The organism is Sphingobacterium sp. NPDC055431 (genome assembly GCF_053644255.1).
The window spans coordinates 129,908-156,802 of record NZ_JBSHLH010000007.1; the positions used below are offsets into that span (position 1 = coordinate 129,908).

At 37.0% G+C, this 26,895-nt stretch carries 30 protein-coding genes; 12 read left to right on the forward strand and 18 right to left on the reverse strand.

What is annotated here, in order from left to right:
• Positions 1-77: 77 nt before the first annotated feature.
• The 3 genes from ACWIB3_RS08850 to ACWIB3_RS08860 all read left to right on the forward strand — a co-directional run bounded on the left by ACWIB3_RS08850 (position 78) and on the right by ACWIB3_RS08860 (position 3,046).
• Entirely contained in the window at positions 78-380 is a 303-nt protein-coding gene (locus ACWIB3_RS08850) for a hypothetical protein (protein WP_454291430.1), read from the forward strand.
• Between the two features lie 122 nt (positions 381-502).
• Positions 503-1,732 carry a DNA (cytosine-5-)-methyltransferase gene (gene dcm / locus ACWIB3_RS08855; protein WP_454291396.1) on the forward strand — a complete coding sequence of 410 codons (1,230 nt, stop codon included), beginning with the start codon at positions 503-505 and terminating at the stop codon, positions 1,730-1,732.
• A 3-nt stretch (positions 1,733-1,735) separates the two neighbouring features.
• Entirely contained in the window at positions 1,736-3,046 is a 1,311-nt protein-coding gene (locus tag ACWIB3_RS08860; protein ID WP_454291397.1) for a hypothetical protein, read from the forward strand.
• Between the two features lie 87 nt (positions 3,047-3,133).
• Here ACWIB3_RS08860 and ACWIB3_RS08865 read toward each other — a convergent pair whose 3' ends face one another.
• Complete coding sequence (locus ACWIB3_RS08865) at positions 3,134-3,553, reverse strand: hypothetical protein (RefSeq protein ID WP_454291398.1); 420 nt, start codon at positions 3,551-3,553, stop codon at positions 3,134-3,136.
• A gap of 460 nt (positions 3,554-4,013) precedes the next feature.
• Between ACWIB3_RS08865 and ACWIB3_RS08870 the strand changes: the two genes are divergently transcribed.
• From ACWIB3_RS08870 to ACWIB3_RS08880, 3 genes are all read left to right on the forward strand, one after another.
• Complete coding sequence (locus tag ACWIB3_RS08870) at positions 4,014-4,184, forward strand: hypothetical protein (protein WP_454291399.1); 171 nt, start codon at positions 4,014-4,016, stop codon at positions 4,182-4,184.
• 444 nt (positions 4,185-4,628) lie between these two features.
• Positions 4,629-5,417 (forward strand): hypothetical protein, encoded by a 789-nt coding sequence (locus tag ACWIB3_RS08875; RefSeq protein ID WP_454291400.1) that lies wholly within the window; start codon positions 4,629-4,631, stop codon positions 5,415-5,417.
• A 2-nt stretch (positions 5,418-5,419) separates the two neighbouring features.
• Complete coding sequence (locus tag ACWIB3_RS08880; protein WP_454291401.1) at positions 5,420-7,897, forward strand: DEAD/DEAH box helicase; 2,478 nt, start codon at positions 5,420-5,422, stop codon at positions 7,895-7,897.
• Between the two features lie 166 nt (positions 7,898-8,063).
• Here the strand turns inward: ACWIB3_RS08880 and ACWIB3_RS08885 are convergent, their stop codons facing one another.
• The 8 genes from ACWIB3_RS08885 to ACWIB3_RS08920 form a co-directional block, all read right to left on the reverse strand.
• A complete protein-coding gene (locus ACWIB3_RS08885; protein ID WP_454291431.1) occupies positions 8,064-8,207 on the reverse strand; it encodes a helix-turn-helix domain-containing protein in 144 nt (47 codons plus the stop codon).
• Between the two features lie 319 nt (positions 8,208-8,526).
• Complete coding sequence (locus tag ACWIB3_RS08890) at positions 8,527-8,673, reverse strand: hypothetical protein (protein ID WP_454291432.1); 147 nt, start codon at positions 8,671-8,673, stop codon at positions 8,527-8,529.
• On the reverse strand, positions 8,624-8,803 hold the full coding sequence (locus ACWIB3_RS08895) for a DUF1281 family ferredoxin-like fold protein (protein ID WP_454291402.1): 180 nt from the start codon (positions 8,801-8,803) through the stop codon (positions 8,624-8,626). The genes ACWIB3_RS08890 and ACWIB3_RS08895 overlap by 50 nt, the downstream gene beginning before the upstream one ends.
• Entirely contained in the window at positions 8,791-8,991 is a 201-nt protein-coding gene (locus tag ACWIB3_RS08900; protein WP_454291403.1) for an integrase core domain-containing protein, read from the reverse strand. Before ACWIB3_RS08900 ends, ACWIB3_RS08895 begins: the two co-directional genes overlap by 13 nt.
• Positions 8,992-9,539: 548 nt before the next feature.
• On the reverse strand, positions 9,540-10,067 hold the full coding sequence (locus ACWIB3_RS08905) for a GNAT family N-acetyltransferase (RefSeq protein WP_454291404.1): 528 nt from the start codon (positions 10,065-10,067) through the stop codon (positions 9,540-9,542).
• Between the two features lie 422 nt (positions 10,068-10,489).
• The gene (locus ACWIB3_RS08910; RefSeq protein ID WP_454291405.1) at positions 10,490-10,855 is read right to left on the reverse strand and encodes a VOC family protein; all 366 of its coding nucleotides are present in this window, start codon (positions 10,853-10,855) and stop codon (positions 10,490-10,492) included.
• A 574-nt stretch (positions 10,856-11,429) separates the two neighbouring features.
• Positions 11,430-12,044, reverse strand: coding sequence for a hypothetical protein (locus ACWIB3_RS08915; protein WP_454291406.1), 615 nt, complete (start codon positions 12,042-12,044; stop codon positions 11,430-11,432).
• A 326-nt stretch (positions 12,045-12,370) separates the two neighbouring features.
• Complete coding sequence (locus tag ACWIB3_RS08920) at positions 12,371-13,177, reverse strand: helix-turn-helix domain-containing protein (RefSeq protein WP_454291407.1); 807 nt, start codon at positions 13,175-13,177, stop codon at positions 12,371-12,373.
• Positions 13,178-14,236: 1,059 nt separating this feature from the next.
• Here ACWIB3_RS08920 and ACWIB3_RS08925 point away from each other — a divergent pair.
• From ACWIB3_RS08925 to mobC, 3 genes are all read left to right on the forward strand, one after another.
• Positions 14,237-14,626, forward strand: coding sequence for a plasmid mobilization protein (locus tag ACWIB3_RS08925; protein ID WP_454291408.1), 390 nt, complete (start codon positions 14,237-14,239; stop codon positions 14,624-14,626).
• Positions 14,614-15,903: a relaxase/mobilization nuclease domain-containing protein gene (locus ACWIB3_RS08930; protein WP_454291409.1), complete on the forward strand. Its 1,290-nt coding sequence runs from the start codon at positions 14,614-14,616 to the stop codon at positions 15,901-15,903. The genes ACWIB3_RS08925 and ACWIB3_RS08930 overlap by 13 nt, the downstream gene beginning before the upstream one ends.
• 67 nt (positions 15,904-15,970) lie before the next feature.
• Complete coding sequence (mobC, locus tag ACWIB3_RS08935) at positions 15,971-17,959, forward strand: conjugal transfer protein MobC (RefSeq protein WP_454291410.1); 1,989 nt, start codon at positions 15,971-15,973, stop codon at positions 17,957-17,959.
• 174 nt (positions 17,960-18,133) lie between these two features.
• Here mobC and ACWIB3_RS08940 read toward each other — a convergent pair whose 3' ends face one another.
• Positions 18,134-18,448: a DNA-directed RNA polymerase subunit alpha C-terminal domain-containing protein gene (locus tag ACWIB3_RS08940; protein ID WP_185211808.1), complete on the reverse strand. Its 315-nt coding sequence runs from the start codon at positions 18,446-18,448 to the stop codon at positions 18,134-18,136.
• A gap of 875 nt (positions 18,449-19,323) precedes the next feature.
• Between ACWIB3_RS08940 and ACWIB3_RS08945 the strand changes: the two genes are divergently transcribed.
• Positions 19,324-19,614, forward strand: coding sequence for a hypothetical protein (locus tag ACWIB3_RS08945; protein ID WP_454291411.1), 291 nt, complete (start codon positions 19,324-19,326; stop codon positions 19,612-19,614).
• 191 nt (positions 19,615-19,805) lie between these two features.
• Here the strand turns inward: ACWIB3_RS08945 and ACWIB3_RS08950 are convergent, their stop codons facing one another.
• The 8 genes from ACWIB3_RS08950 to ACWIB3_RS08985 form a co-directional block, all read right to left on the reverse strand.
• Entirely contained in the window at positions 19,806-20,084 is a 279-nt protein-coding gene (locus ACWIB3_RS08950) for a hypothetical protein (protein ID WP_454291412.1), read from the reverse strand.
• A gap of 381 nt (positions 20,085-20,465) precedes the next feature.
• A complete protein-coding gene (locus ACWIB3_RS08955; protein ID WP_454291413.1) occupies positions 20,466-20,993 on the reverse strand; it encodes a hypothetical protein in 528 nt (175 codons plus the stop codon).
• Positions 20,994-21,016: 23 nt separating this feature from the next.
• Complete coding sequence (locus ACWIB3_RS08960) at positions 21,017-21,442, reverse strand: hypothetical protein (protein ID WP_454291414.1); 426 nt, start codon at positions 21,440-21,442, stop codon at positions 21,017-21,019.
• A gap of 42 nt (positions 21,443-21,484) precedes the next feature.
• Positions 21,485-21,601, reverse strand: a complete 117-nt coding sequence (locus tag ACWIB3_RS08965) for a hypothetical protein (protein WP_454291415.1) — start codon at positions 21,599-21,601, stop codon at positions 21,485-21,487.
• 3 nt (positions 21,602-21,604) lie between these two features.
• Positions 21,605-21,910 (reverse strand): RHS repeat-associated core domain-containing protein, encoded by a 306-nt coding sequence (locus tag ACWIB3_RS08970; protein ID WP_454291416.1) that lies wholly within the window; start codon positions 21,908-21,910, stop codon positions 21,605-21,607.
• Positions 21,911-22,045: 135 nt separating this feature from the next.
• Positions 22,046-22,255: a hypothetical protein gene (locus ACWIB3_RS08975; RefSeq protein ID WP_454291417.1), complete on the reverse strand. Its 210-nt coding sequence runs from the start codon at positions 22,253-22,255 to the stop codon at positions 22,046-22,048.
• A gap of 54 nt (positions 22,256-22,309) precedes the next feature.
• On the reverse strand, positions 22,310-23,113 hold the full coding sequence (locus ACWIB3_RS08980) for a hypothetical protein (protein WP_454291418.1): 804 nt from the start codon (positions 23,111-23,113) through the stop codon (positions 22,310-22,312).
• A 28-nt stretch (positions 23,114-23,141) separates the two neighbouring features.
• Entirely contained in the window at positions 23,142-23,864 is a 723-nt protein-coding gene (locus ACWIB3_RS08985; RefSeq protein WP_454291419.1) for a hypothetical protein, read from the reverse strand.
• Between the two features lie 230 nt (positions 23,865-24,094).
• Between ACWIB3_RS08985 and ACWIB3_RS08990 the strand changes: the two genes are divergently transcribed.
• Together ACWIB3_RS08990 and ACWIB3_RS08995 are read left to right on the forward strand one after the other, a co-directional pair.
• Positions 24,095-26,050, forward strand: coding sequence for a tetratricopeptide repeat-containing sensor histidine kinase (locus tag ACWIB3_RS08990; protein ID WP_454291420.1), 1,956 nt, complete (start codon positions 24,095-24,097; stop codon positions 26,048-26,050).
• Positions 26,034-26,654 (forward strand): response regulator, encoded by a 621-nt coding sequence (locus tag ACWIB3_RS08995; RefSeq protein WP_185217772.1) that lies wholly within the window; start codon positions 26,034-26,036, stop codon positions 26,652-26,654. Before ACWIB3_RS08990 ends, ACWIB3_RS08995 begins: the two co-directional genes overlap by 17 nt.
• Positions 26,655-26,895: the final 241 nt, after the last annotated feature.

Below are 26,895 nucleotides of genomic sequence, written 5' to 3' on the forward strand. Positions count from 1 at the left end.
CGGGAGACAAATTTATAACAACATTAAAAAGAGCTCACTTAGAGTAGGGCTCTCACAGACATACCAATTCACGCGGAATAAGATATGGGGAGGGCTATTTGCAGATCCCTGCTAATATAGCTCGTTCATTATTTATTACAAATAATAATCGGGGAACCTCTGCTATATATATAACTAATACATCGCATGGTTATTTACAAGATGTCAAATTATTAGCGGCAGGATGTTCTATAAAGGGAAATATATATGCGAAACAATTTCAAGGTAAAGGGAATTTGACTTTACTTGGAGATTGGTTTAATCATTTGGGGTTAACTATAGGGGATAAAATAGAAATAAAGTTTGTATCCCCTTCAGAAATATTACTTACCAAAGTTTAAGTCTGTTACATTTTCCCGATTATTTGTTTACTAATATTTTTAGTAAAAAAATGATTGAAAATAATTAAATCTCATGAATATTTGGTAACTTGCGAAAGAAAATAGAGAAAGAAGTTAGGTAAATGGAATTGAAAGAGAAGATATCTATAACATCGTTATTAACAAAAAAGCATCAATCAAAGAAGGATACGTTAGACTTTGGTGATGCAGCGTTAACACACTATTTGCAAAATGATCCAACTCAATCATCAGACCATCTGAAAGAAAGTGCGATAGCATATACAAAAAAAATAATTCAAGAAAGTTTTCATCAACCTGTCGATTCTCAAGAATTAACGGATGCATTCCATTTATCTTTTTTTGATATTGCTCCCGCCCCTTTTCCTCCATCAGAACGTACTGAATTCTCCTTTATAGATTTATTTGCAGGAGTTGGTGGTTTCAGACTTGCTTTACAAAATATTGGAGGAAGGTGCACTTTCTCAAGTGAATTTGAACCTAATGCCAAATTTACTTATGCTAAGAATTATGGAAAAGTTCCTTTTGGAGATATAACCAAAGATGAAATAAAAGTTGCTATTCCTAATAAATTTGACATTTTGTGTGGCGGGTTCCCTTGTCAAGCTTTCTCTATTGCCGGTCATCGTAAAGGTTTTTCAGATACGAGGGGTACACTATTTTTTGATATTGAGAAAATCATTGAAAATCACCGACCAAAAGTTGTTTTTCTAGAAAATGTCAAAAATCTATTAACTCACGATAAAGGAAATACATTTCGTGTTATTAAAGAAATACTCGAAAGTAAATTGGGCTATGTCGTAAACTTTAATGTTTTAAATTCGATGACTCATGCTAATGTTCCTCAAAATCGAGAACGTATATTTATCGTAGCATTTGATCCTATACAGGTTCCTAATCATACCGCATTTACTTTTCCCCACCCAATACCATTAACAAGAACGATTCATGATATAATGGAAAAGAATAAAGTGGCAGACAAATATTATTATACTAAAACGCATATGTATTATCCCGAATTAGATCGTACGATGACTTCCAAAGACACATTATACCAGTGGCGTCGTGTCTACGTAAGAGAAAATAAAAATAATGTATGCCCTACCCTAACAGCTAATATGGGAGCAGGTGGACACAATGTACCTTTAGTTCGAGATGAATTCGGCATCCGTAAATTAACACCAAGAGAATGTTTCTCATTTCAGGGATATCCAGATAGCTTTGTATTACCAAATATATTGGCAGATAGCAAATTGTATATGCAGGCTGGTAATTCGGTGACAATGCCTTTAATTCAACGAATAGCTGAAAAAATAAAAGAAGTCATGTTGTAAATTATGAGTATATGGGATCAGTACTCGAGTGAACAGCGAGATGAATATGTAAAATTCTTACAGGTTTATGGTGCTTTGACTAATCTATTTCGTCAAAAGCAGGGAGATATGATTCCTTATTTAGACTCTAAATTTCAAGAAACCGTCTTTGCGAAAATTTTTAATAGCCAAAATGTAGATATCGGTAATACCCCCCATGATGTGCTTTCTGTATTTGGTGATATACGTGTAGGAATAGGTTTAAAAACGTGGATGAGTAGTAAGCCTTCTTTCCAAAAGGTAATGCAACTCAAAAGATATCAAGATGAAATAAATCAATACAAATCTGATCCGTACAGTCTGGCTTATAAAATTTCATCGATAAAAAATGAAAAAATGCAGAGTGACTATTTACGTCTAGGACTATCTGAAACAAATAATATTTATCACTACGTAACAAGAGATAAAGGCCGATTTGTGATCAATGAATCAGCTTACCCTCTTGTCGACCTTGGGAACCTAAATAGCTTCAACACCTCTCCCACTGCCTTTTCTTGGTCTGATGGTCATAAGGATTATAAATATACTTTTGGTGACTCTCAGATTTGGCAAAAGTTTGACAATACTAAATCCGACACTTTATTGCTGGATCAATTTGATGTAAAGATAATTGAAGATCCTTTTGAGTTTATACTTAAAGCCTTTTTACATTTAATAGACTCTTCCACAGTAGAAACTAAAACTTCAATAATAGAGGCATATCTACCACTATACTCCTACGAAACAAAAGAAGTCGGTTCCAAATCGGGTTTGAACGCTTGGAATGCGGCACCAAAGAATAAAGGAAGTGAAACACTTAGACCGTTAAACGAAATTTATATACCTATACCAAAGGCTTTTCATGATAAAAATCCTAGTTTTTTCACAAAAGATATGTTAAGCATAATTGATGAACGTAAATCAACCAAAGGGGAAGCCAACAGACCTGAAGTACGTTTCAATATTAAACTGCCCAACGGAAAATCTATACCGGGCCTTGTAACTGGAGATAACATGAAAGGATTTCAATCGGGAAGTAACATCCTACGTGATGAAAATGGCAAACGTTATGGTCAAGCAGCCTTAGGACAATGGCTGTTAGTAGATGTATTGGGACTTAAAGACCGTCAAGTTGTTACCAGAGAGTGGTTGGCTAAAAAAGGAACAGACTCTGTGCGTATTTGGCGAGAGGAAGGAGACTACATGAACATATATATTGATTTTGCTCCGTTTGGTTCATTTGAAGCTTTTATGAATAATGAGCCTATTCCTCAAAAAGATGACATTAATCAATAAAATTTAAAGTGATTCTAGAATTGTTAGATCTTGCAGTACTCCATAATAGAATCTTTTAGACATTGGGCTAAGTAAATTTTTATTACATTATTTTTTCGCAACTTCGAAATGTAATTTACCTATAATCCAAACTTCTCTAGAAGTCAAGTTTACAAAGCAAATAACTAATACATCGTATTCTCCAATTGGTACTTTAGGTAGCATCTCAAATGAACAATCTACCAATTCAATTATACTATCCCCAAGTTTAAAACTAGGTTTAAAATCTTTTATTTCCTTTTGTTCAATATTAAAAACACATTCACCTAAGAAGCTCTGAAAAGCTAACTCAGCAAAAGAACGTTGTAAAAATTGTTGATAATACCTCTCTCCTTCAAACTTATCTCTTAAAGCGTAAATGCTTTTGACCCCTAAGTGATTAGCAGCATACTTCTGTAATACCTTGAATTCTAATAGCCCTATCTTTGTCTTATAATACACCGGTATTCCGATAAGCTCTCTAATCATCTATTCTCAGTGCTAGTTTCGAAAACAAAGGTAACCTAATTCATTAAGTATGTAAATTACATTGTACATACCCCAGTATTCATGACTTCTCAATTTCAGATATCTCTATTCTTTCATCACAATGGTACCAGCTAATCTACTTCATGTTAATGTTGATTCAATACATTTTATAGAAGAAAATTAGATATTATTATTTTGGTTTCACATAAGGTTCACTTTAAATTATCAAATAAAATAATAATTCAAGAATTTAATATACACAAATTCACCTTAATAATTAAACAGCTCTCCTACCAACCATTTCGAGTCGAACTTTACAGAATATCAACCATCTAGCCCTTTAGCTACAGCCAATAAAAGCCAGCTTCTGCCAAGTACTACTTCTATAATCTAACTCTTAGAGGCAACTTTTATCTTCCCTTATTCTAATAATAATTAAAAGATATGGAAGATTTACGTAATGAAAAAACACCCCTCCTCAGAACAGCTATCTGATATTTTATTGGTATTGGATAAAAAGAAAATGAAAATTATGGCTGTTCAAGATATTGATGAGAAGGATAATATGAAAATCATCAATCCAAATAAGCAAAATCAAAACAAGGTTCTATGGGTTGACAAATATGGCTAAGGATGTAGGAATAGGTCTAATATATTGGATAGACCGTAGAAAATTTTACAGAAGAAATGGAATGGATGCAGAAGGTTTTTCGAGTTTTGAAGCATCTGTTTTTGTCCGATTTATAGAACGTATCGGTAAATGGATCCCTACATTTTAATTATTCTTGGTGTTGTTACTATTTGGTCTAATACACAAATGAAAAAAGGTAAAGAAAAACAAAAAGTCGAGGTAAATAATCTTATTGAATTATTCTTTTGACACAGTTTGCCCTAAAATCACATGATTTTAGGTTTTATGTGATATCGTTTCACATTATAAGTGTTTTTTTGAAGTTTATATTCTATTGAGGTTTCCATTTTGTTTTAGAACGACTTAATTTTTATATTGCGCAAGTATTTTAACACACTAAATTGTTATATTAGCAATGATACGAGCCAATTAAATTAATTAGATTTGAGTACAGCCATTAATTACAGTCATGTTGATCTAGCTGACGGAAATGAATTATACATAATCGATATCGAAGATATAAATAATGAACTAGAGAAAATCTTAGATTCTTTATTTGTGAAAATTTGCGAAGGTAGTTCAGGCTCACCCCTAGCGGTAGTTAAGCAAAAACTAATTAATAATCTCTCTACCAAAAGAGGTTCCGATATTGAAATGGGAGCAATTGCGGAATTTTTTATTCATATCTTCTTAAATGAGATTGGGTGTCAGCCACAGTTTTTATATTTAAATTTAGAGGAGAATTCAATCAAGAAAGGATTCGATGGCTACTATTTAATCGGTTCCGAGCAATGGATAATGGAATCAAAATCAGGTCATATTGACACAAAAAATCTTTCTCATAAAGGAAAGATTAAAGAAGCATATAATGATCTCAAAAGTAAATTGCAAGGCGATAAGTCTGTGAAAAATAGTCCGTGGGATAACGCGTATCAGCATGCTAGTCAGATTGACGTGGGAGCTGACAGGACTGTCAGGCAGGAAATTAAAATATTAGCTGATTTGTTCGTAACCAATAGAGACTTTTTCGCAACTAAACCGTTAACAGATTACAATATAATTCCGGCTTCAACAATATTTCTGAAAGGCACTTGGGTACATCAAGATAAAGCAATTATCGAATCTGATATCCGCACTATAATTAGTAAGTTTCATTTCAAAAATATAAAAGTAGTTTGTCTTACAAAAAAGTCATTAGCTATTTTTTGGGATTATCTTAATACAACAACTTAGCCATGACAAATAAAGAAAAGTCCACTTTAACTCATTTGGGTAAAATAAAAGTATTTAGAGAACTAATTAAAAAGTTATCTATTGCTCCACATTCTTTAGATGACAATGAGAATGCTTATTTGCTAGCATGTGCTATTTTATTTATTAAACATTATCAAAAGGACACAAGATTCACAAGCTATCCGGAATTTGCTTATTGGATAATTTTGAAGTATGGTTTAGCAACTAGGGACTTTAAACCACTTTATGATCTTTCAGCGGATTTTGGTTATTATCCGATTGTAAACGCAATACAGCAAGATGGACTTGTAAAGATGGAAAAGGTTAGTGATATTTTGCTAAACATCGAACTCGATCGTTTTAAATCTGAAAAAGAGGGTTATGTTGAAACTTTGCACCAGTTTGCCACTAAACAGAAAATCTTTAAGGAAGAGCAATATGAAATTTCATACGTTGCACCAACATCTTACGGCAAGAGTTCGATAATAGTGGATTGTATTAGAAAATTTGGTGAGCAGACTCCGAAAGTGGTAATTGTAGTGCCAACTAAGTCCCTGTTGATGCAGACGTATAGAATGATAAAGGGGGCCAATCTGCGTAGGAAGGTTATAATTCATGATGAAATGTACGAACGTAATTCCAGTTTTATAGCTGTTTTTACGCAGGAGCGAGCATTAAGATTATTGACTAAGCAACGTGAGGAATTTTTTGATTTAGTTTTTATTGATGAGGCTCATAATATGTTTGAGGGAGATTCTCGTAGCATATTGTTATCACGTTTGATTCGTCGAAATAAAAGTAGGAATTCGGCACAACGTATAGTTTATTTGTCACCGCTAATTGATAACTCAAACAATTTAAAGATCCTAAATGAGCAAGAGATAAAAGAGTTTAAAATTCCTTTTACTATTAAAGAGCCAGATATTTTTGAATTAGGACATAGTGGTGCTGTAACGCTTTACAATAGATTTATTAATGAAAGTTTTGATTACGGCCATGCAAAGAATATGTTTGATTACATTTATAGTACTAGTACCCATAAAAATTTCTTATATAACTATAGTCCCCGAAGTATTGAAAAGCTATCAAAACTTTTGAATCAAAGTTTGCCTAATAGTCCTGTTTCGGCTGAAATTTTGAGTCTTATTGAAATATTGAAAAAGGAAGTTCATAGTAGATTTTACGTAATTGATTACTTAAAAAAAGGGATCATTTATTTACATGGTAAATTACCAGATCTTATAAAAGAATATCTCGAAAAGAAGTTTTCAGAAATACCTGGAATTCGATTTATCATTGCGAACAGTGTTATTCTTGAAGGAATGAATCTTCCCATTGATAGCCTTTACATTATGAATACGTATAGTTTAGGGGGTAAGGAGCTTACAAACTTGATAGGTCGTGTAAATCGGCTAAATAGTATTTTTACATCTCAAGGAAATCATTTAGAAAAGCTGATTCCTCCAATTCATTTCATAAACAGTGAGGAGTTTAATGGGAAGGGTAGTAAGATGTTAAATAAGATCAAGTTGCTTCGAGGTAGAATATTTGACGATACGATAAAAAATCCGACAATGGATCAGTTTGATTTTGATAAATTAAAAGTTAATAAAGATCAAATACAAAAAAAGAAAGCAATAATTGAATCCATAGTTAATCAGGAGAATTTTCTTGGTAACAATCCTACCGATCCTGTTGAACGTGTAAAGTACTATATGATTGAAAGCGGAATATCTATTTTTTATAAGGATGTTGATGAGGCGGCACGTAGATTTTATGAAAAACACTTACGTATGCGAAAAAATGGAGCCATAGGCCAGACTTCAGTCCAGATAAAGGGCAAACTTTGGCAAGACGTTAGAGTTCTTGACAAAATTAATTTCATGTTTATTGATAGTTATCAAATTATTGATCATGAATTTTCGAGGATTGGGAATGAAGCTGCCCGTAATTATTATGAGTATCACATAAAGGTCAGTATGCGAACATCACTTAATGAGAGTATAAATACACTTGTTAAACATTTTGATAAAAGAATAAGAGATGGCAATCCTAGAACATATTTTGGATCTACATATGGAGAAGAACCTTATGACTCTTCCTCTATCAGTAATACCTATGTTAATCTTAGTAAAAAAAATGAAACGGAGAAGGTAAATCTAGCAATTGTCAAATTAAAAATTGAAGATGACTTCATAAGTTTTAAGTTGAGTAAATTTATAGTTATGCTCTATGACTTCGATTTAATAACTAAAGATGAGTATAATGAATATATATACGGAACTACCGATCAGAAAAGTATTGATTTGTCCAAAATTGGTTTGAGTATAAGTTTAATATCTAGGTTAAAAGCAGATAATCAGATTCAGAATCTGAAATTTGATACCTATAAAAATTTAGAAGCAAATAATTCTTTTAGAGACTACAAACGAACGATAAGTGATTTTTACAGATTCGAATTGGAGAGATTCATAAATTAGAATATATCACTTGAAATAGTACTGGACAAAGTATACCTTCCTAGATATTAGTTCGTTGATTGCTTAATTGAACGGTCTGGGTTTTAAAAGCTGGATCATAGATTTTTCGCTCTCGTTTCATAAGTTATGATGAAGGTTTTATGCTTAATCTTTACTGGAAGTTAAGTTAGGATATCCAGTTCCATTGTCTTTTAGATGTTCTGGCGCTCATTTTTAAGCCTTCATAACCGTTCTTAAGATATTTTGGATACCAAATGTAAAATGTACTTCTATGAATGTCGAAGCATTCCAGTGTTCGTTTTACACTGATTTCACTGGTTGAAACTGTTTATACAATCTCGCGTTTTTCTGTTGCGGCGTTCTTTAGCTTCTTTTCTTTGATCGCAGTTGCTGAAAGAAAAGAAGCTTGCCAATACAAAAAATGGGATAATGAATATCCCACATAAAAATAACGTAACCTTTTTGATAAAATGTAGAAAGTGGATTTGTAATGGTTTACATTTTAGCAAAGTGGTTGATCCATTTAATGCGAAAAGGCAGTTCCGACCAAGGGAAGAATGCGTCTTTTCGCCACCGGCTTTACAAATTAGAGCCGGCTACATTTAAGCTTTGGTAATTTTTCGGTGTAACTAAATTTCCAATATTTCGAAATCACTATCAAATACTTCTCCCTCAAATTGGTAAAGGTCAATGTTTTCATCATGCTCATCTTGATCAAACTCATCATCAGTCAAATAAACGTCCGTTAAAACTACGTTTGTATTGAACCGTGCCATATATAAGATTTCTCATTTCTTCATAATCTAGTTTGAAACCTTTCTTAAAATAATCGGTAATAACCTTTAATACCTCAAAATTAGGGACCCATTTCGTTTCATATTGTAAAACATGCCCTATTGATAGCATGTCGCCGGCAGGGAATCGTATTCCATTGGGGCTTTCCCTCCCAATGACTCGTGTGGTCTTTTGTAGTTGTAATTTTGTATCCGTTCTTCTGCAAGTATCTGTACTTGTAGAGAATCTTCAAAGAGGTAGGCATCGAGGATACTTACCCGAAATGTGCGGTTGAAACGTTCAATGTAAGCTTTTTGCATAGGCCTGCTTGGTTAGATATACTGTATCTCTATTTCTTTGCCAGCACACCAATCTCAAAATTCCCTGCTGATAAATTCTGGATTAAAAACAGCTGAACTCAGTTTCTACCTCGAAAGGGAAACACTCATCGACTCTTAGAGAAATGGTCTTAATGAAAGGGCCTGGAATCTTGATGCATACACCAAGTGTCAGAAAATTGCGAATAACAATCAAGGGCCAAAGTCATATTGCTGATTTTTTAGATATCTCAAGCTCTTCCAGACATTTTCATTTTAAAAAATTTTGAACATATAAACGAAACCGGATACGCTGTTTTAGATTCAATAGAAAACGGAGTTTTAATAAAAAGTTAATCTAAGCTATCTAAAACCAACGAATCAAGCATCACCGTTCACACATTCAGAACATGAAAAAAGGAAGAAAGGCAAAAAAATGTGAAATATTGAAAGGGATTAAAATGCACAAGCCAAATTTGCAATAGGCTTTTTTAAAACAGTGGATGCATTAAAAACACCTCTCCTGTACTACAGAGCATCGATCCCGCCAATCATCCGTAAAACTCATTTGGATATTCCACCATTCCCTGTACATTATCCAATGCATTATCTGTTAATTCTATTAACATGCAGTTTTCATCAGGAACATCAAAAGGTAGTTTTATCCCGTAATTTTTCATCATTTTGTATCCGAACTTCGGATAGTATTTCTCATGGCCTAATAATATTATAGATCCATAATTTAATTTTTTGGCTACTTTATGGGCCTTTTTTATCAGACCAGCACCGATCCCCATCCCTTGAAAATTTTTCAATACAGCCACAGGAGCTAAGGCTAAGGAAGATGTTACCTTTGAATTATTATCAATAATATTAATTTTAGTCAGTAAAATATATCCAACGATCTGTTCATCTATTTCAGCTACCAGAGATAACTCAGGAATGAATGATTCGGATTTTCTTAACCTTTCAACTAAAAATTGTTCCTTGTGATCAGTGAATTTTTCACCTTTGAAAGCATTTTCAATTAGCTTGAAAACTTCCTTATAATCCTTACTTTCTTCTTTTCGAATGTTCATCCTCTAAATTAATTGATTAATAGATCTTGACCAATGAATCTTTTCATTCCTAACAGAAAACAATTGTTTTAGCAATCTGCATTGTCCAGTTCAATGTGTTCTATGTTAGATAAATATATCTGCCCATTTCTTACATTTCAATATGGACCTTGTCGTTGGCAAAGGCGTCATTTCAACCCAATCCATTTTTTTTCCAAAATAGGAAGATTTGAAGCAACGATTGATAAATTTTATAATGTTCATATAGTTCACAATCAGGAAAATATATACTATTGAATTATTGTCTCCACACAATCCTAAATTTCATTTCTTTACCTAAATTAACAAGAAGACTTTATTTTATAGGCAGGCTTAAATTGGATATATGACTGTATAATAAAATTTTAGTCATTCTTTTCCAACTTAAAAAAGAAGAAACAACATCATCTTTCCTGCAAGTTGAATACTGTTCCTGCAGGATCTTGGATCCAATGCATATTTTTGGGAAGTTCCTCAATTTCGTCACAAGTTTGTACACCCAGTGATTCTAAATAGCTTGTTGCCTCCTCGATATTAGGGACTGTAAGCTGTAACCAGGTTTCAGTATGTGTATAATTATCGACACAGTCCAACCAGATAACATTTCCACCAAATAATACCTCATGTGTTCTAGAGACTGTTGGATTACTAATCGGTTTCTCTTCTACAGCTAGTTTAAGAATATCTCTATAAAAAGCAATCGTACTCTCATATTTACTTTTGGGTATTTTTATCGCAATGTTAATACCCGCTTCGAACCTAGTTTTCATACGCCTGTTAATTAATATATTTCAGTATTTAATATTTCCTATCATTCTGTAAGGAAATCCTTCATTTTCATTAGCTAAAAAATTCTGAAGGGTTCGCCTATTGGGCTAAAAAACTGACAAGTTTTTTTGTTATTTTAACAAATGAAATTGATTTGCATATATCCTTTTCCAACAAATCCTTCATCGTTATTAATAAAACTCCTTTCGAATATCGAAGTGTGACATTCAATAAAATACTTATCATTTAAAATTGAACTTGCCATCCCCACTCTTTCACCTTTGAGATAAAATATTCAATTCTACAATTATCAACAGCATGAGTTACATCCATAGTTTCAAATGTTTCACCACTCTCCTTTCCCAATTTACATCAGCTTTATGTAAAATAAACTTTATGTCCAAGATAATTTCGTATCTGTCAAAGCCTGCCAGAATGGAATTGGATGTTAATATTATCCCTTGGGTACTCCATGTTCCAATAAACCTTCTCAAGGATGTGCTTCCTGAACATTCTTAATGACGTGGAATGAAAAATTTTGCCTAATAGGAGATTCCTCAAATAATTTGATTACTGTTATTTATCACTTAAGGAACCAATCTCCTTAACTATTTCTCCATCATTGTTCATCATTTTTATCATGGGATTCCCCAAGGTGTCAACAGATAATATAATTCTAGGTTTTTCATCTGGACCATTAATAATCAAGCTAGAATTACCATTTTCAGTCATCAAGTTGATACGATTTGTATTACCCCCAATTTTGCCAGACAAGTCCTTATCATTAATTACAATCCCTGATTTAAAAGTATTGGTATTATTATTTTGCTGGGTCAAGAAACCTATAGCATCCGCATTGTCATAATCAAATGCCAGAGCGTAGGTATTTGTTTCAGGATTTTTAGATATTGCAATCCCTCCACATTCATCACCTTTTTCATTATAAAATATAATCCCTGCAGGATTTAGAGCTCGCTTATATTTTTTACCGAACAAAATGGGTGGTTCCATCCGCTCTTGATTGGAAATGATCATTCTGTTTATGCCTTTGTCATCAACTATATTAATCCGTTTAACAGTAATTTCATCAAAATTTTCATTTAATGATTTAAAAGAATATAAAAGCATAAGAAAAGCCACTGTTACCGTTCCTGCATAAAATCCGATTATGATCTTGGTTATTTTTTTCATAATAAAATACATTATAGTTTTTTTTAATTTAAAGGTGCTAGCGCTTAATCATAAATCAGTAGGCAATTATCCGAGCATCTGATTTAGTTTTCTCCTAAAGATACATCGCACCATGAAAAATAGGTAAACAAAGAAATGGAATTTCAAAAACTAGAAATTGTAAAATATCATTTTTTTAACAAGAGAGTTAAATTTTGTCTTGGCAAAATACACCAGTACTACAGAAATATTAACGTACGTTAATAATCATAATATAAATTTTTTTTTGGATTATCATGTCCAAAATATCAATGGTTTATTCCTCAAGAATCGATGGATATGTTAGGTTACAGGAATTTGGATGGATTTTTGCCTGTAATTACTTTAAAATCTTTAATAAAGTGAGATTGATCATAGTAACCAGCATTTAGTCCCATTTCAGTAAGAGTGGCATATTTATGTCCATTTTCAAATAGGTTCCTGAACCTCACAATGTTTGAAAATTTTTTCGGAGAAGTTCCTACTTGTTTCCTGAATTTTTTTTCAAAAGAATCCCGGCTTACGGCTAATTCATCTACTATTTTTTTGATGGAAGTAGCCCCCTGACTATGAATGATTTCATGTACGGCTTCTTTAATGATATCTTCTTTTTGCGTACATAGGATTTCAACGAGCAGGAACTTTTCAATCCTTTTTATCAGATCAGGATATTTACTCTGTTCAGCAAATATTTGCTCAATTTGGGTTAATTGGTTTGGATTTAAAAAATTACTATAAGCAATAAACTTCTCAAAAAAATCATTTATTGGGCAGCTAATTAAGGAAGAAGCCATCCCTGGATTAAAGATAATGGCAATTAAAGTCGTACCTTCAGAGAAACCAAAATGTAAGGAAGTTCTAGCTACACCAAAAGCAAAAGCCTTTGGCAATTTGATCGTTGCATCACCTTTTTGTTTCATTTCTATCGAACCACTAATGATATAATTTAGAGATACAGATGTACTTGGCAGGGTTTCTAAACTAACCAAATCTGAAGTCTCCACAATCAGGAATTCTTTGACATAATCTTTAAGCATCCGATCTGGATCGAATCGATATTCCTTTACTTTGCTTAGCTGACCATGCTCAAAAAAAGCAATGTTCTTACTCTCCATTTTAGTAAAACTCTAAGTTCTGTTCCTTCCTATATTCAATAAGGCAACTTACTGACTCTCTTGTTATTCCTAGATTTTGTTTCTTCCTTTATTTCGATTTTAGATAAAAATAACAATTTTACAACATATTTGGGCCAGATTCAATTTCCTGCTTAAAATAAAGTCCAAACCTACACTCAGGATAATACTCTACTTATCTATTTGATCTTTTAGAGGATAGGTTTAAAGATATCAATACAGAGTTAATTAACCTCGGCGAAAATAGAGATAAGGGAAGAAGCATATTAGATTCTACTGCATACTTAGCCCCTCATCACCTATACATATTGAGTTTGTTGACTTTAATCTCTTTTTCAGACTCCTTAATGTTGTCACGAAGAAAACTTACATATCAAAGGATTGATAGATTTCGATTTCAACAAGACTTTCAAGTCCCTTACAAAAGATGAGAGAGGAAGGACAAATATCAAGAAAACTCAACAAAGATTATCATTTCATAATGAGGACAAGATTATTAAAGAAGTTAATCTCTCAATTTTCAATGGTTCGAGACTTTCGGTAGGCAAGCGAGAATTTAAGAGATAATATTGGGAGGTTTCTTACTATTTCCCTTGAATAATTTCTAAGAAATGAGTATCACTGCTAAAATAAGTTGTGCAGCGTTAAGGTAAAAAAAGTATAGTGAGTGATTTAAGGCAACACGGAATCCATCACAAATAATACTTTCACCGTCAGTAGATAACGAGCAAAATCGACTTCCCTATGAAATATAACTTAACATCAAATAAATTATAAGCTTATTAACGATACTCCAATGATTCTATTAACACCCTATTTTCACAACAAAAAGTCAAATTATTTTTCCTTAAATCATCTTCAATTTTTAATGAGGTAATAATATTTGTTATTATTTGTTATAAGTTTATTTAAAATGATTGCTGATTCTTTTGCAATCGGCAAGATGTCCGGTTGTTCAACAATCGAAATGGTAAACCTGACTCGGAACTCGTGGTTTTGTGGATTAAGGTGTTTTGATGGAATAGTGAAGAAAAGAATTTGATGGAGGGTAATAGTCAAAACAGAACCAGAATCGTAGGTATTCGATTAACAGTTTCTGAATTCCATAAATTGGGGCAGCTGTGGCGAGGTTCAACCTGTAGAAAGCTGAGTGAATATGCTCGTTCGGTTTTGTTAGGAAAGCCAATTATCAGGTCCTATCGCAATAAGTCCTTGGACGAGAGCATGATCTTGCTCATTCAGCTTCGTAATGAACTCAATGCCATTGGAATCAATCTCAATCAGTCGGTAAAGAAGCTGCATACCTTCTCTCCTCAATCAGATCTGAAATCTTGGCTCCTGAATCATCAGCTCCAGGCTAGGTTACTTTCCAATAAGCTAGCGGAGATTAAACTGCTCATTCAAAAGATGGGGGAAACATGGTTGCAGTGATCAAGACTGGAAGTTCCATCCGCCGGATATTTTTGTACAATGAGAACAAAATTGAGCTTGGAGTGGCAAGGTGCCTTTCCGCTATAAATTATCCGATGGACGCGCATCAGATGAGTTCTTCCATGCGGTTGAATAGGCTCTTGCAGCAAGCAGCCTTGAACAGCAAGGTTATGCGCAATAGCGTTCACATTTCCTTGAACTTTGATCCGACCGAAAAGGATCTATCTGATGATAGGCTGATCGAGATCGCCAAACGTTATATGGAAGGGATCGGTTTTTCGGATCAGCCTTTTCTCATTTACCGGCACTTTGATGCTGCACATCCTCATATTCATTTAGTAAGTATCAAGGTACGCTCCGATGGAAGTCGCATCGACATGCACAACATGGGCCGCAACCAGTCCGAAAAGATCAGGTCTTTGATTGAGCGGGAATTCAATTTGGTCAAAGCAGGTCAAAGTACGCTGAAGTTGTCGCATATTCCCAAAGGTATTGATCTCGCCAAGGTACATTATGGACGGAGTGAGACCCGAGCAGCCATTCAGCATGTATTGGAGGAGGTACTGAATTCCTACAGCTTTAGTAATCTCCATCAGTTGAATGCAATTCTTCGCCAGTTCAATGTGCTAGCAGACCGAGGAAGCGAACGTTCTAGGATCTATACCAACAAGGGTTTGCTGTATGGTCTAATGGATGAGCATGGTAATAAGGTTGGCGTCCCCATCAAGGCTAGTGATTTATACAGCAGACCCACATTAAAGAATTTACAGGGTCGCTTTGAGCAAAAGCAACCATTTCGAAATCAGCACAAGATACGGACAATATACTCCATCGATAAGGCTATTCAAGGTCAAATTAAGGATATCGAGGAATTTAAGGGAAGGCTTCTTCGACAGGCCATTGATGTGGTGATCCGAGAAAGTGCCAGTGGGGTTGTGTATGGCATTACCTATGTAGATCACAAGAACAAGTGCGTATTCAATGGAAGCGAGCTTGGCAAGCAATACAGCGCCAAGGCTATATTAGCACGTTTGGCTGATCCAGTTCTTGAAGAGAATTCCATAAAGATTCAGGACCGTCCTTTCGTTAGGTTGAATATTGTCCCAGCTAGATCCGAACCAAATAAGGTTAATGGTTCGACCGGTATTTCTATGAATATTCTTTCGATAGCTAAAAACCCTTTGGAAACACTTTTCAATGCGCCAAATTCAGCAGATTATATTCCCCATGCCTTTAAGAAACGTAAGAAAAAGAAGAAGAGAAAAATCCAGTATTGATGGGTTGGGAAAGGAAGATTTTATAGTTGATTAATAGATGAGCAATAGATAAATTAAATGACCGAGCATGGCACTACAGACCGGAGAAAATGAACAGGCACTTCGAAAGATAGTCGACCTCACACGTTGGATAGCAATCGCATCGCTCCTGATTCACTTCTATGCGAAAGGATACAATTGGTTTAGGGAGATAGGTTGGGAACATGCGTTCACCGATCGCATCATGCTGATGCTGCACAGGACCGGTCTATTCAACAGCATGCTGACCTCGAAGATGCTGGCACTGGGATTTTTATTGATTTCCTTGATGGGTGCAAAAGGAAAAAAAGAGGATAGAATCACTTATCAAAAACCCATTGCCTATATATTAATCGGGTTATTATTATATTTCTTTAGCGATGTAGCTTTCCAAATACCGCTTGCTTATGAGCTACGGTTATATGGATATATGTTGCTGGCAAGTTGCGGCTTTTTGACCTTTCTAATGGGCGGTACTTGGATGACTAGGGTAATTTCCGCTAAAATAGTCCAATCCGACATTTTTAACAGGGAAAATGAAACCTTTCCACAGCATGAAGAACTCCTGGAAAATGAATATTCCATTAACCTGCCGGCGACCTACCTGCTAAAGAATAAGGTGCGCAAAAGTTGGGTCAACATCATTAATCCATTCCGAGGAATATTGGTTCTGGGAAGTCCAGGTTCAGGTAAATCCTATTTCATCATTCGGCACATTATAAGCCAGCATATTCAAAAAGGATTTTCGATGTTCATCTATGATTTCAAGTTCGATGATTTGACGACCATTGCCTATAATCATTATTTGAAGTATTGCAGAACTAACGCTAGTCCCTTAAAATTTTACAGCATCAATTTCGATGACCTGAGCCGGTCGAGTCGTTGCAATCCCCTTGATCCTAGCTCCATGATCGACATTACTGACGCAGCGGAAAGTGCTCGGACAATTCTTTTGGGACTGAACCGGGAATGGATAAAGCGCCAGGGAGATTTTTTTGTGGAGTCTCCCATCAATTTCCTGACGGCCATCATTTGGTATTTACGGCGTTATCGACAGGGGGAATTTTGTACGCTTCCCCATGCCATTGAACTGTTGCAGCTGGATTACGACACCTTATTTTCTCTTCTGCGCGCCGATAGGGAAATCGAGGTACTCGTCAATCCCTTCATCAACGCTTACCTCAATGATGCCATGGATCAACTCGAAGGACAGATTGCATCGGCCAAGATTGCTTTGGCAAGGCTCTCCTCGCCCCAATTATATTACATCCTTTCGGGAAATGACTTTACCTTGGACATCAATAACCCGCAGGAGCCCAAGATATTGACCATGGGCAACAATCCCCAGAAAATTCAGATCTATGGAGCCGTGCTTTCCCTGTACATCAACCGATTGGTCAAATTGGTCAATCAGAAAGGAAAGATGAAGTCAAGCTTGATCTTTGATGAGTTTCCAACAATATACCTCAATAATATCGATAGTCTGATCGCAACGGCCCGCGACAATTTAGTCTCCACCAGCATCGCCGTTCAAGATCTAAGTCAACTGCGCAAAGATTATGGCCGTGAGCAGTCCGACGTGATCATGAACATATCTGGAAACGTGTTGTCCGGGCAGGTAAATGGAGATACGGCAAAACAGCTTTCCGAGCGTTTCGGAAAGATATTGCAGGACAGGGAAAGCTATTCGCTGAACAGTGCCGACACCTCCATCAGTCGTTCCAAGCAGCTCGAGTTCGCCATACCTGCATCCAGGATTTCTTCGCTGAGTTCCGGTGAATTTGTGGGTATGGTTGCCGACAATCCAAAAAGCAAGATAATGCTCAAAGCATTTCATTGTTCCATAATCAATGATCATTATTTATTGGAAAGGGAGATTAAAGATTATAAAAAGATTCCAATCGTTCGCCAGCTCACCGCGGAGCAGGTAATCATAAACTTCAATCAGATAAAGAAGGATATCGAAGATTTGGCATTCCATGAAATGAGGCGCATCTCCGATACACCATCCCTAGCTTATTTATTGGTTAAGAAATAATTGGATATAAAGATATGGTCAATATTGACCGAAGAAAGTCCATTTTAATGCGATATAGGAAACCGGGATTTGAGATGAGCTTCTAGAAGGATTTAATTGTTGATTATCATCGTCTGATTCGTGACCTTTTTTGAGCATAAGCAAGTTAATTTCTTTTCCATAATGAAGATTTTTTCAGGGAGCCAATTTTAGATTAAACTGCCTCAGAAAATCATAGATTTGGTAGCCCCTCCTTTTACCAAAAGATTTTATTCTCAATAGATCGGTTATGGATTTACTGCATAAATCACCTACCGTATTTATTCCATGGTCATTTAAAAGGGTTACTAATTGTGGGTCTAAGGAAAACCGTTCATTAAAAAGGTCTACTCCATACAGCAGCTCTTCATTTCGCCGCTGAATAAAGTCCAACAATTCCGATATGGAGACCATGTGTTCTCCCCTTGCTTGAAGTTCTTTCAATTTGGATATTATTTCTGAGGAATTCATAATCAATTCTTTAGGTAGAGAACTTAAATTTAAGGAATCTATGTAGAATATTTAGAAATAGGATATTTTAATAGAAGTAATAATTCTGTTCGTCACAAACTTTTCTGACCTGATCTTATCGGAATAGGAACTGTAATTCAGTACTTAAGAACCTTGAAGTTCTCTTACTTATTGAAATATTAATTCCTTGTTTACTTCTTAGGAATAAGATGATGCACCATCATTGAAGAAACTTGAGAAATCACAATTTATATGTTTCAAAACGGTAGGATCGTACATTTCAATAATAATTCCGGCATGGCTTTGTAACTTCGGGTAAGTCCTAATAATTTATTCTCCTTTCAGTTGAAATCATTCATGGACAAACTCATAGAAATATTCGCAAAATTTTATGTTTATGCTTTATGAAGAAAATACTAAACCACTGAACGACACCGTATAGAACCTGTCAATTGGTATTTTCAGTTTGTTACTTGTGCCAAAGAAAAAGGTTTATAACTGTCAGATAGAGAAATTACCTCTTTTGGAATCGCATTTTGCGACAGATGTCAAAGATACGGGGATCGACAGGATCCGCAAGAAAGTTATATATGGACTTTTTGGATCGGCCATTTTCCTATTGTCCTCACATGTATGAATTACATCAACCTCACCACCGCGCAACTGATGCAAAGAAATAAGGAGATAGGCCCGTAAGGCCCTGGGAAGCAGTGCCGGTCATCTGATCTCTCAGATGATGCTTGAAACAACCATCCTTGCATCTTTTTTAATTATTAAGGACCTTAGGTGACTTCTTCGAGCAGGCAAAAGTTGAGTTCTTTAATTCGAGCAATTTCCTCCTTTTTTTTGGATCCATTCTTATTTCTACCATGTTAATGGCGAGGGATTATCCTTCCTGGATCGTTACGAAGGTAAATGCGGCGAGCATCTTTAGGAACAAGGGACAGTTAAATCTTACAAGGGGCAGGATTAACCTTAGGAAGGCTCTGATCGTCTTTCAATTTGCCGTAGCGCAGGTATTCATTTTTTCGGCACTGATAATCGGCAAGCAGAGGGCCTTTACAATCCATAAGGAACTGGGATTTGACAAGGAGGCAGTGATCACGATGGGCATCCCTATAAATTATGAGATTTTGAACATTACAGATCGAAAAGGAAAACGTTGATCGAAGAGCTGAGGAATACCCCAAGTATTAAAAATGTCAGCCTAGGTCAAAGACCCATGGAGGACCGGGTAAGTTCTTCGGTACTCAAGCATGTAACCTCAGGGTTCGATGAATCCTAAAATGAAACGGATATACTTTAAGTCTGTAGACACTGCATAGCTGGAGCTCTATGGCTTAGAGTTGATCTTCGGTCACAATCTACCATCTTCCGACACAGTAAGTTCATCTGTCATCAATGAATGTGCGGTTGCGATGTTTGAATTCAACTTCCCCAATGAAGCTATCGGTAAGATCATAGGCCAAAGAAAAAGTGTTTCCCAATAATGGGTGTAATTAAGGACTTCCATATCACCAATTTCTATGACGCCATCCAACCAATGGAATTGAGAAGCCACATGGGAAATGTAAGCACGATCAATATTAAATTTGAATCCAATAAAGACGCTCGGTTTAAGGGAATGATCGGCCAAATAAATGAGAAATGGAACCTATTATTCCCGTAGGAGGAGTTTAATTACAAACTTTATGATGACAGCTTTGCAGAACTCTATAAAAAGGAGCAATAGCTCCTAAAATTAACGAATATCAGTACAGCTATTGCAGTAATGATATGCTGCTTAGGGTTATTTGAATTGACAACTTTCCATTCCGTTTTCTTGACCGTAGATTAATGCCGAATGCACTTCAAGATTTGGCGTTACCAAACCTGGTGTAATTGAGTCTTTTCGAAATGCTGAAAGTCTAAGTAGGAACTACCTTCCGAAAAACTCTCATGAGTTATCGATACTGTGGGGGTTCCTTCTTTTACTATCGGTGTTAAGGAGGCTTAGCTAGAAATTATTAAGGGAACATCAAACACCCAACATCATCTTATAGAAATCATAATACTTCTCGCCACCAGCAATATCGCCAAACTCTTCAGCCATCTGTATATTTACCTCTTCATTCTCGTAAAGACCTTCTTCAAAGCATCTTCTTTCAAGAAAAATAGCTGTATTTAGAATCGCTTCCAAGAAACTCGAATCATTCTGAGCACAATCATAAAGAATATGATCCAGGCCACACTCTAGCATGACCACACCGCCAGTAGTAATGTCTACGGCTAGATCGTCAACTTCAAATCTACCAAAAAATAAAAATCTTCCTTTCTCTTCAATTCGTTCATCAAATGTAATCATGCCAATTTCAAGATTAGAACAGTCATAATTTTCTACCAACTCTACTAACGGGTATTGAGAAATATTCCCCCCCCTTTTATAAGCATCAAAATAAGATCTTTTTCTATCCTCTATAAATTGCTCTGAAACACCTTGTTTTTTCAAAAAGTCAGATCTTACATTGATACCTTTCAGACCTTCAACAAATTCACTTGCTATCATGCTATTATAATATATCTTTTCATTTAAAGCACCAGTTCCTGTAAATAATGTCTCGCCGCCTCTCCTTCATATCTAACAGCTTCATAAGTATCCAACTTATTCACCCCTTCATATTTACGAGTCGTTTTATTATAAAAATAACCTTCAAATGTAGTGTAGGTCATCTTTGTACCGATTACTTTCCCTTTTCCATCTTTTATATTTGACCGAGCGTTCACTACAAAGTACAGTTTAGAATCGCTGACATAATATAATGTATTCAACTCACTCCCTGCAGAAAATTGAATTCCCAACGCATGCGGATCACTACTAAATAAATCGAATTCGAGACCAAACGTACCAAGAACATTGCTAGTCTTACCCAACCCTCCTTTTAAACGTCCTCCTCTATTCGCATGTAAATCTTTAAAGTATTTCTGGTAAGTTTTCTCAGGAATACCAGTAGCCATATTACTCTGATCAATGTGATAGTGTATTAATTTGCCATGCTATTATTCAGCATGAGCCGAGTTGTACTTAATCCATTGATTATCTATCTTTGAAGATCTTTTTGCTCTGATTTCAGCAATATTTTCAGAACTGAACATTTCTGGATTTTGATTCAACATCTGTCACCAGAACCAAGGACCATTACGCGCATGTCCTGCACCATTAACTCTAGATACTGCGGGAGCATTGTCCATATTCACCTTCTTGCCATAAAGTTTTATTGGATCAGTATTTCTTCCTTGCTTTGGTGCCATTCCATCAAAATCCTCAAAATATACAGGATTATTAAAATTATATGAAAAAGGACTATGAGAAAAAAACATTTCAGACATTGGATCAATCACGTTCCATCTGCCGATTTCGGCATCATAGAACCTCGCTCTGTAGTCCATTTGGTCCCCCCAACTCTGATTGTCTCTCCTTGCCATTGCAAAGATAGCTGTTTATTCACCCGGTTACAATGGCCTTGGTCTTGCCGAAAGGATAATAGTCCTGTTTCTGAACGACCACTGAGGCCGTCTCGGTCGAGCCCTTCCTGGCCTTGATGGGGCCCTCAACCTCATTTATTTATAGCCTGTATTCCCAACGTAGCCGCCAAGGCTAATTATTCCCGGACAACCAATATCCCATATCCCGCGATCTACAGAAGCACTGATGGCTGGACGGGCTTTCCCAGGACCGCCCAGAGCGGTTCCCAGACCAATTTCGGCATTCACTGCCATAATTCCCTTTTGAAATTGCTGGGCATAAGTTCCTGTGGCGATAAGTGCCATGAGAATAAAAATAGCTCTTTTCATTTTCTTTTGTATTGTAAATAACCTTCTTTATTAATTTGCTTTTTTATAGGTAAATGTCCGGGTTTCCACCAGTTTTCCCGATGCCTTATCTAACACTTTCGCTGTAAGGGGATAACCGGCAGCATTATAGGTGTACTCCCACCGGTCATTCCTTGAGGCGACTGCACCTCCGCCCACCTGTGAGAACAAAGATTGCGAACGGGCATTGTTCGCCGAACCCACCTTCCATGCCCAAGGGTAATTCGTATAGCGACACGGTTTGTTGTCATAATCTCCATATTCAATGGTAACTAAGCTGATGTCCTGGATGCCGGTCACCTGTTTAATGATATTCTTTCCGATAGTATCGAAGGTATAGGAATTGATCCCAACCTGTTGGCCTTCCCTATTGAAGGACCTTTCAGTAACCTTATTTCCTGAATAAGCATAAGTGATATTGGCCAGGACCCTCCCTTTATTGTCTTTATAAATTCCCTTCGTGGGCCTGTTACCAGCACCGTAAGTGAATTCCTCGCTCATGACAAGCTCCCCATTCGACCTTCGTTCCACTTTTATGAGCTTATCCCCATTATAGGTGAAGTTTTCATGTGTGACGTTTCCCTCCACGCCGTGAACATGCCGCACCACAACTTGGTTTCTGTCATTGTATTCAAATCTCATCTCCGTTTTTCCGTTTGTCCTTTCTTCTATCAACAGCAGGTCGCTACCTGCAGTTGGTCCCGCATAACAGGGACTGTCTTCATCCTCGGGGTCACAGTCATCGTTTTTCGAACAGGAAACCGAGACGATCGCTATGAAACATAGCCATACTATTTTGTTGATTGTTGTTTTCATCTTAGAATATTTTTAATAGTTAATGTTTTTAATACCCAATGGCAATAGAAGCGTTGATTGTGGGACGGAAATCCGAGATATCGGGTTGGAAATCTAGCTTCAGGGTTGAAACAAAGGCGCCTTTGGTATACCAGTCCTGAATTTTTAGAGGTACATTCCCTCCCACTTTTTTCAAAGAGGCTGTAACATTATAGCGCCCTACAGGAATATCGGATATGTAACCGTATTCGGACCAATAATGATCACCGCCCGTAATTTTGAGTATTTTACCTGCTGAGCCGTCAATGAGCGGGCCGACAGGCGTAAAAATGAGCTCGATATCTCCTTCGCTCTCATAGAAATCATCCGCCGAATGCACAGTAATCCTTCCTCCATAGCGATACGAATCGTTGTCCGGGTCAACCCCTTCCAGTTTCCAGGTGAAGTTGCGCACTACCCATTCTTCTCCCACAACGCTACTTTCGTCTGGATATGCTTGTATGGAGTAGTTTTTCCCGTTGTAAGTTGTTTTAAAATTGGCGTACACCTTCCATGCGCCCTGGAAAATTTTTATTTTGTACATCCCTTTTTCGTCGGTAACGCCTTTTGTCTGCGAATCATGGTATGCCATGTTGTCCACGAGAATGTTGACGCCCGCAATGGGCTCGCCCTTTCCATCGACAACTTTACCGGTGACATAGCCTTTCTCTGGCCTGGTTTCCCCTTGGGCACCGTCCGCCTTATCACAGCAAGTGAAGATTACGCTGGCCATACAGGTCCAGACTACCCTGTTAATTATTGTTTTCATAATTCCTACCATATCTCTTATGTTAAAGTTTATAGAATTGTCCAAACGGATACAGGCTATTGTTCTTCCTATTTATCGTTTGTTAGGTCAAAATTAGGGCATCTTTATTATCTGCGTTACCCCCAAAAGGGTGTTTTTATCCAGGCCGAATATGGCTATCTTTGTGTTGAGAGAAACCTGATAATCAAATTCGTATGACGGGAAGATATATACTTAGGGAAGTACAACATATAAGTTGGTTGGCTCTATGCCTGGTCTTGGCATTCGTTCCGATTACAGGTTTGGGGCAAAAACTGGATTCGCTGGAGCGGCAACTCAAGATAAAAAAGCGTGATGTGGCGGACCAGATTAATACTTACAATTCGCTAGTAATAGGTTATAGGGATCTGGATTTTCATAAATCCGTAAACTATGGTAAATTAGGCTTAGCATTAGCGGAGAAAAGTGAAGATAAAAGGAGTATGCTCAAGCTGTACTCCAATATAAGTGCCAGCTACTATAGGGGTGGCGTTTATGATACGGCCCAAATTTATCTTCGAAAAGCCCTGCCGCTCGCTCGGCAATTACATGATAATAAATTTGAAGCTATCATCGCCGTTACTCAGGGTGCCATATATCAGGTGCAGGGTTTGTATGACAATTCCCTGGAAAGCTACCTAAATGCCGCCAAAATTCTGGAAGGTAAAAAAGACACAAAAAGTCTATGCAGCGTATACTCCAATATAGGCGGTATCTACCAGATATTAAAAAACTATCCTCCTGCTCTTATATATTTCAAACAGGCGGAGCAACTCGCCAAAAAAGAAAACAACCAGGCATCACTGGCTAATATATATATATCATTGAGTGATATATTACTACATCAGAATAAGGCAAAGGAGGATGTTCTTCAATATGCAGAAAAAGCACTACGGATCAGTAAGACAATAAATGACAGTTTCAACGAAGCTTCGGCCCTGCAGATGCTCTCTAGAATATATTACTACTACGGTGACCCTCGAACGGCTCTCCCCATGGCACAAGCTGCATTGCAAAAAACTAGGGCCCTTGGGTTTCCTAACCTGACTGCACATGCGTTGATCGATGTGTCTAACACCTATTTTTATCTGGATGATTATGTCCGAACTTCTGAATACGCATTAGAGAGTTTGGAAACCGATTCCACGGACTCGAATGTTGCGATGAATGCCTATGCCAATCTGCTCCAGGCAAACGCCTATCTGGGACGACCAAAACTTACTGAGCAGTATTTAAAGAACTATCGCCAACTTCTAGACAATTACAGCAATGAAACCTATCAAAACTCACTATCTGCTATGGAAGTGAAATACCAGACCGAAAAGAAAGAACTCAAAATAGAAGTGCTGGAGGGCCAGAAACAGCTCTATATCTGGCTCGGAATTGCTGGAGCAGCCATTCTCTTGGTTATTTTGGCCTTCGGATTTGTACGCTACCGTCTAGCTGTAAGTCGGCGCAAGCTTGCCGAGGAGGAAACTAAGAGGACACAACAGGAAAAACAATTGGTTGCTGTGCAGGCAACGCTCGATGGTGAAGCCGCCGAACGGACAAGATTGGCCAAGGATCTGCACGATGGCCTGGGCGGTATGCTTTCCGCAGTGAGGCTAAACCTGCCGCAGGTAAAGGGCAACGCCTTACTGGAGGAAGTGGACGTAACACGTTTCCAGATCGCTTTGGGTATGTTGGACGATTCCATTCAGGAACTCCGCCGTGTGGCGCACCACATGATGCCCGAATCCCTACTGCGCTACGGACTTAAGGTCTCCCTGACAGATTTCTGCACGTCCATACCCATTGCCGATTTTCATTATTTCGGGGATGAGGTGCGGCTTGCGGAAAAACTGGAGATTATGGTCTACCGCTGTATCCATGAACTGGTCAACAATGCGTTGAAACATGCCGAAGCAACAAAGATAAATGTCCAACTGGTGCAGGAGCCCGATCGGCTATCCTTCACCGTACAGGACGATGGCAAGGGATACGACCGGGAAACGGTCACCGAAGGAATGGGACTCAGGAACATCCGACAGCGGGTAGATGCTTTTCAGGGAGAATTGAACATTTACTCCACGGAAAAAGGGACAGAAGTACATGTAGAACTTGAACTATCAAAAAATGAAGGAAATGATTAGTGTAGCCATTGTAGATGACCATAAGATCCTGACCGAAGGACTGCGCAGTCTTATAGAAGATTCAGGGATCGCCCACGTGGTCGGTGTCGCACACAGTGGTTCCGAATGCAGGGCATCCATTGGATTCTGGAAACCCGAGGTATTGCTCCTGGACGTGGGTCTGCCCGATATCAGTGGATTGGAATTATGCAAAGAGATAAAGGAAATCTACCCACAAATTAGAGTATTGGGATTGACAACCCACAATGAATACAGTGTTGTCAGGCAGATGATGGATAACGGGGCTTCTGGTTACCTGGTCAAAAACGCCATGACTGAAGAAGTGCTTGCCGGAATAGAGGCTGTATGTGATGGAGGAACATTTCTTTGCCATGAAATAGATATAATGATGAAACGGCCCAATGAAACGCACCTATGGTTGAGCCAACGGGAGCGGGAAATGTTGAAGCTCATAGCTGAAGGGCTGACCAACAGTGAAATTGCCGAGAGGATTTTCCTTAGCCCTGAAACTATCAAAGGTTACCGAAAGAACCTGCTTTTGAAACTGGGTGCAAAGAATACTGCTGTATTGGTCAGAACTGCCTTTGAGCTTAAGCTGATATAATTGACCAATGGATGCTAAGTATTCTGGAAGTTTCCTCTGTGCCTCAGTATCCTTTAATGTTTGGAAATTAATCTTTCCAATGAATTTTCTTCAAATACCAATTATGAATATTTAATAAAATATCGATATCCTGATTCAGCCAATTTCTATTCATGCCCCAATGAAACTATTGGAATTGAATAAGCTGCTTTTATAGATAGGTTGCTAATGGTCAAAAAAGTTAATCACCAGTGAAGCGATG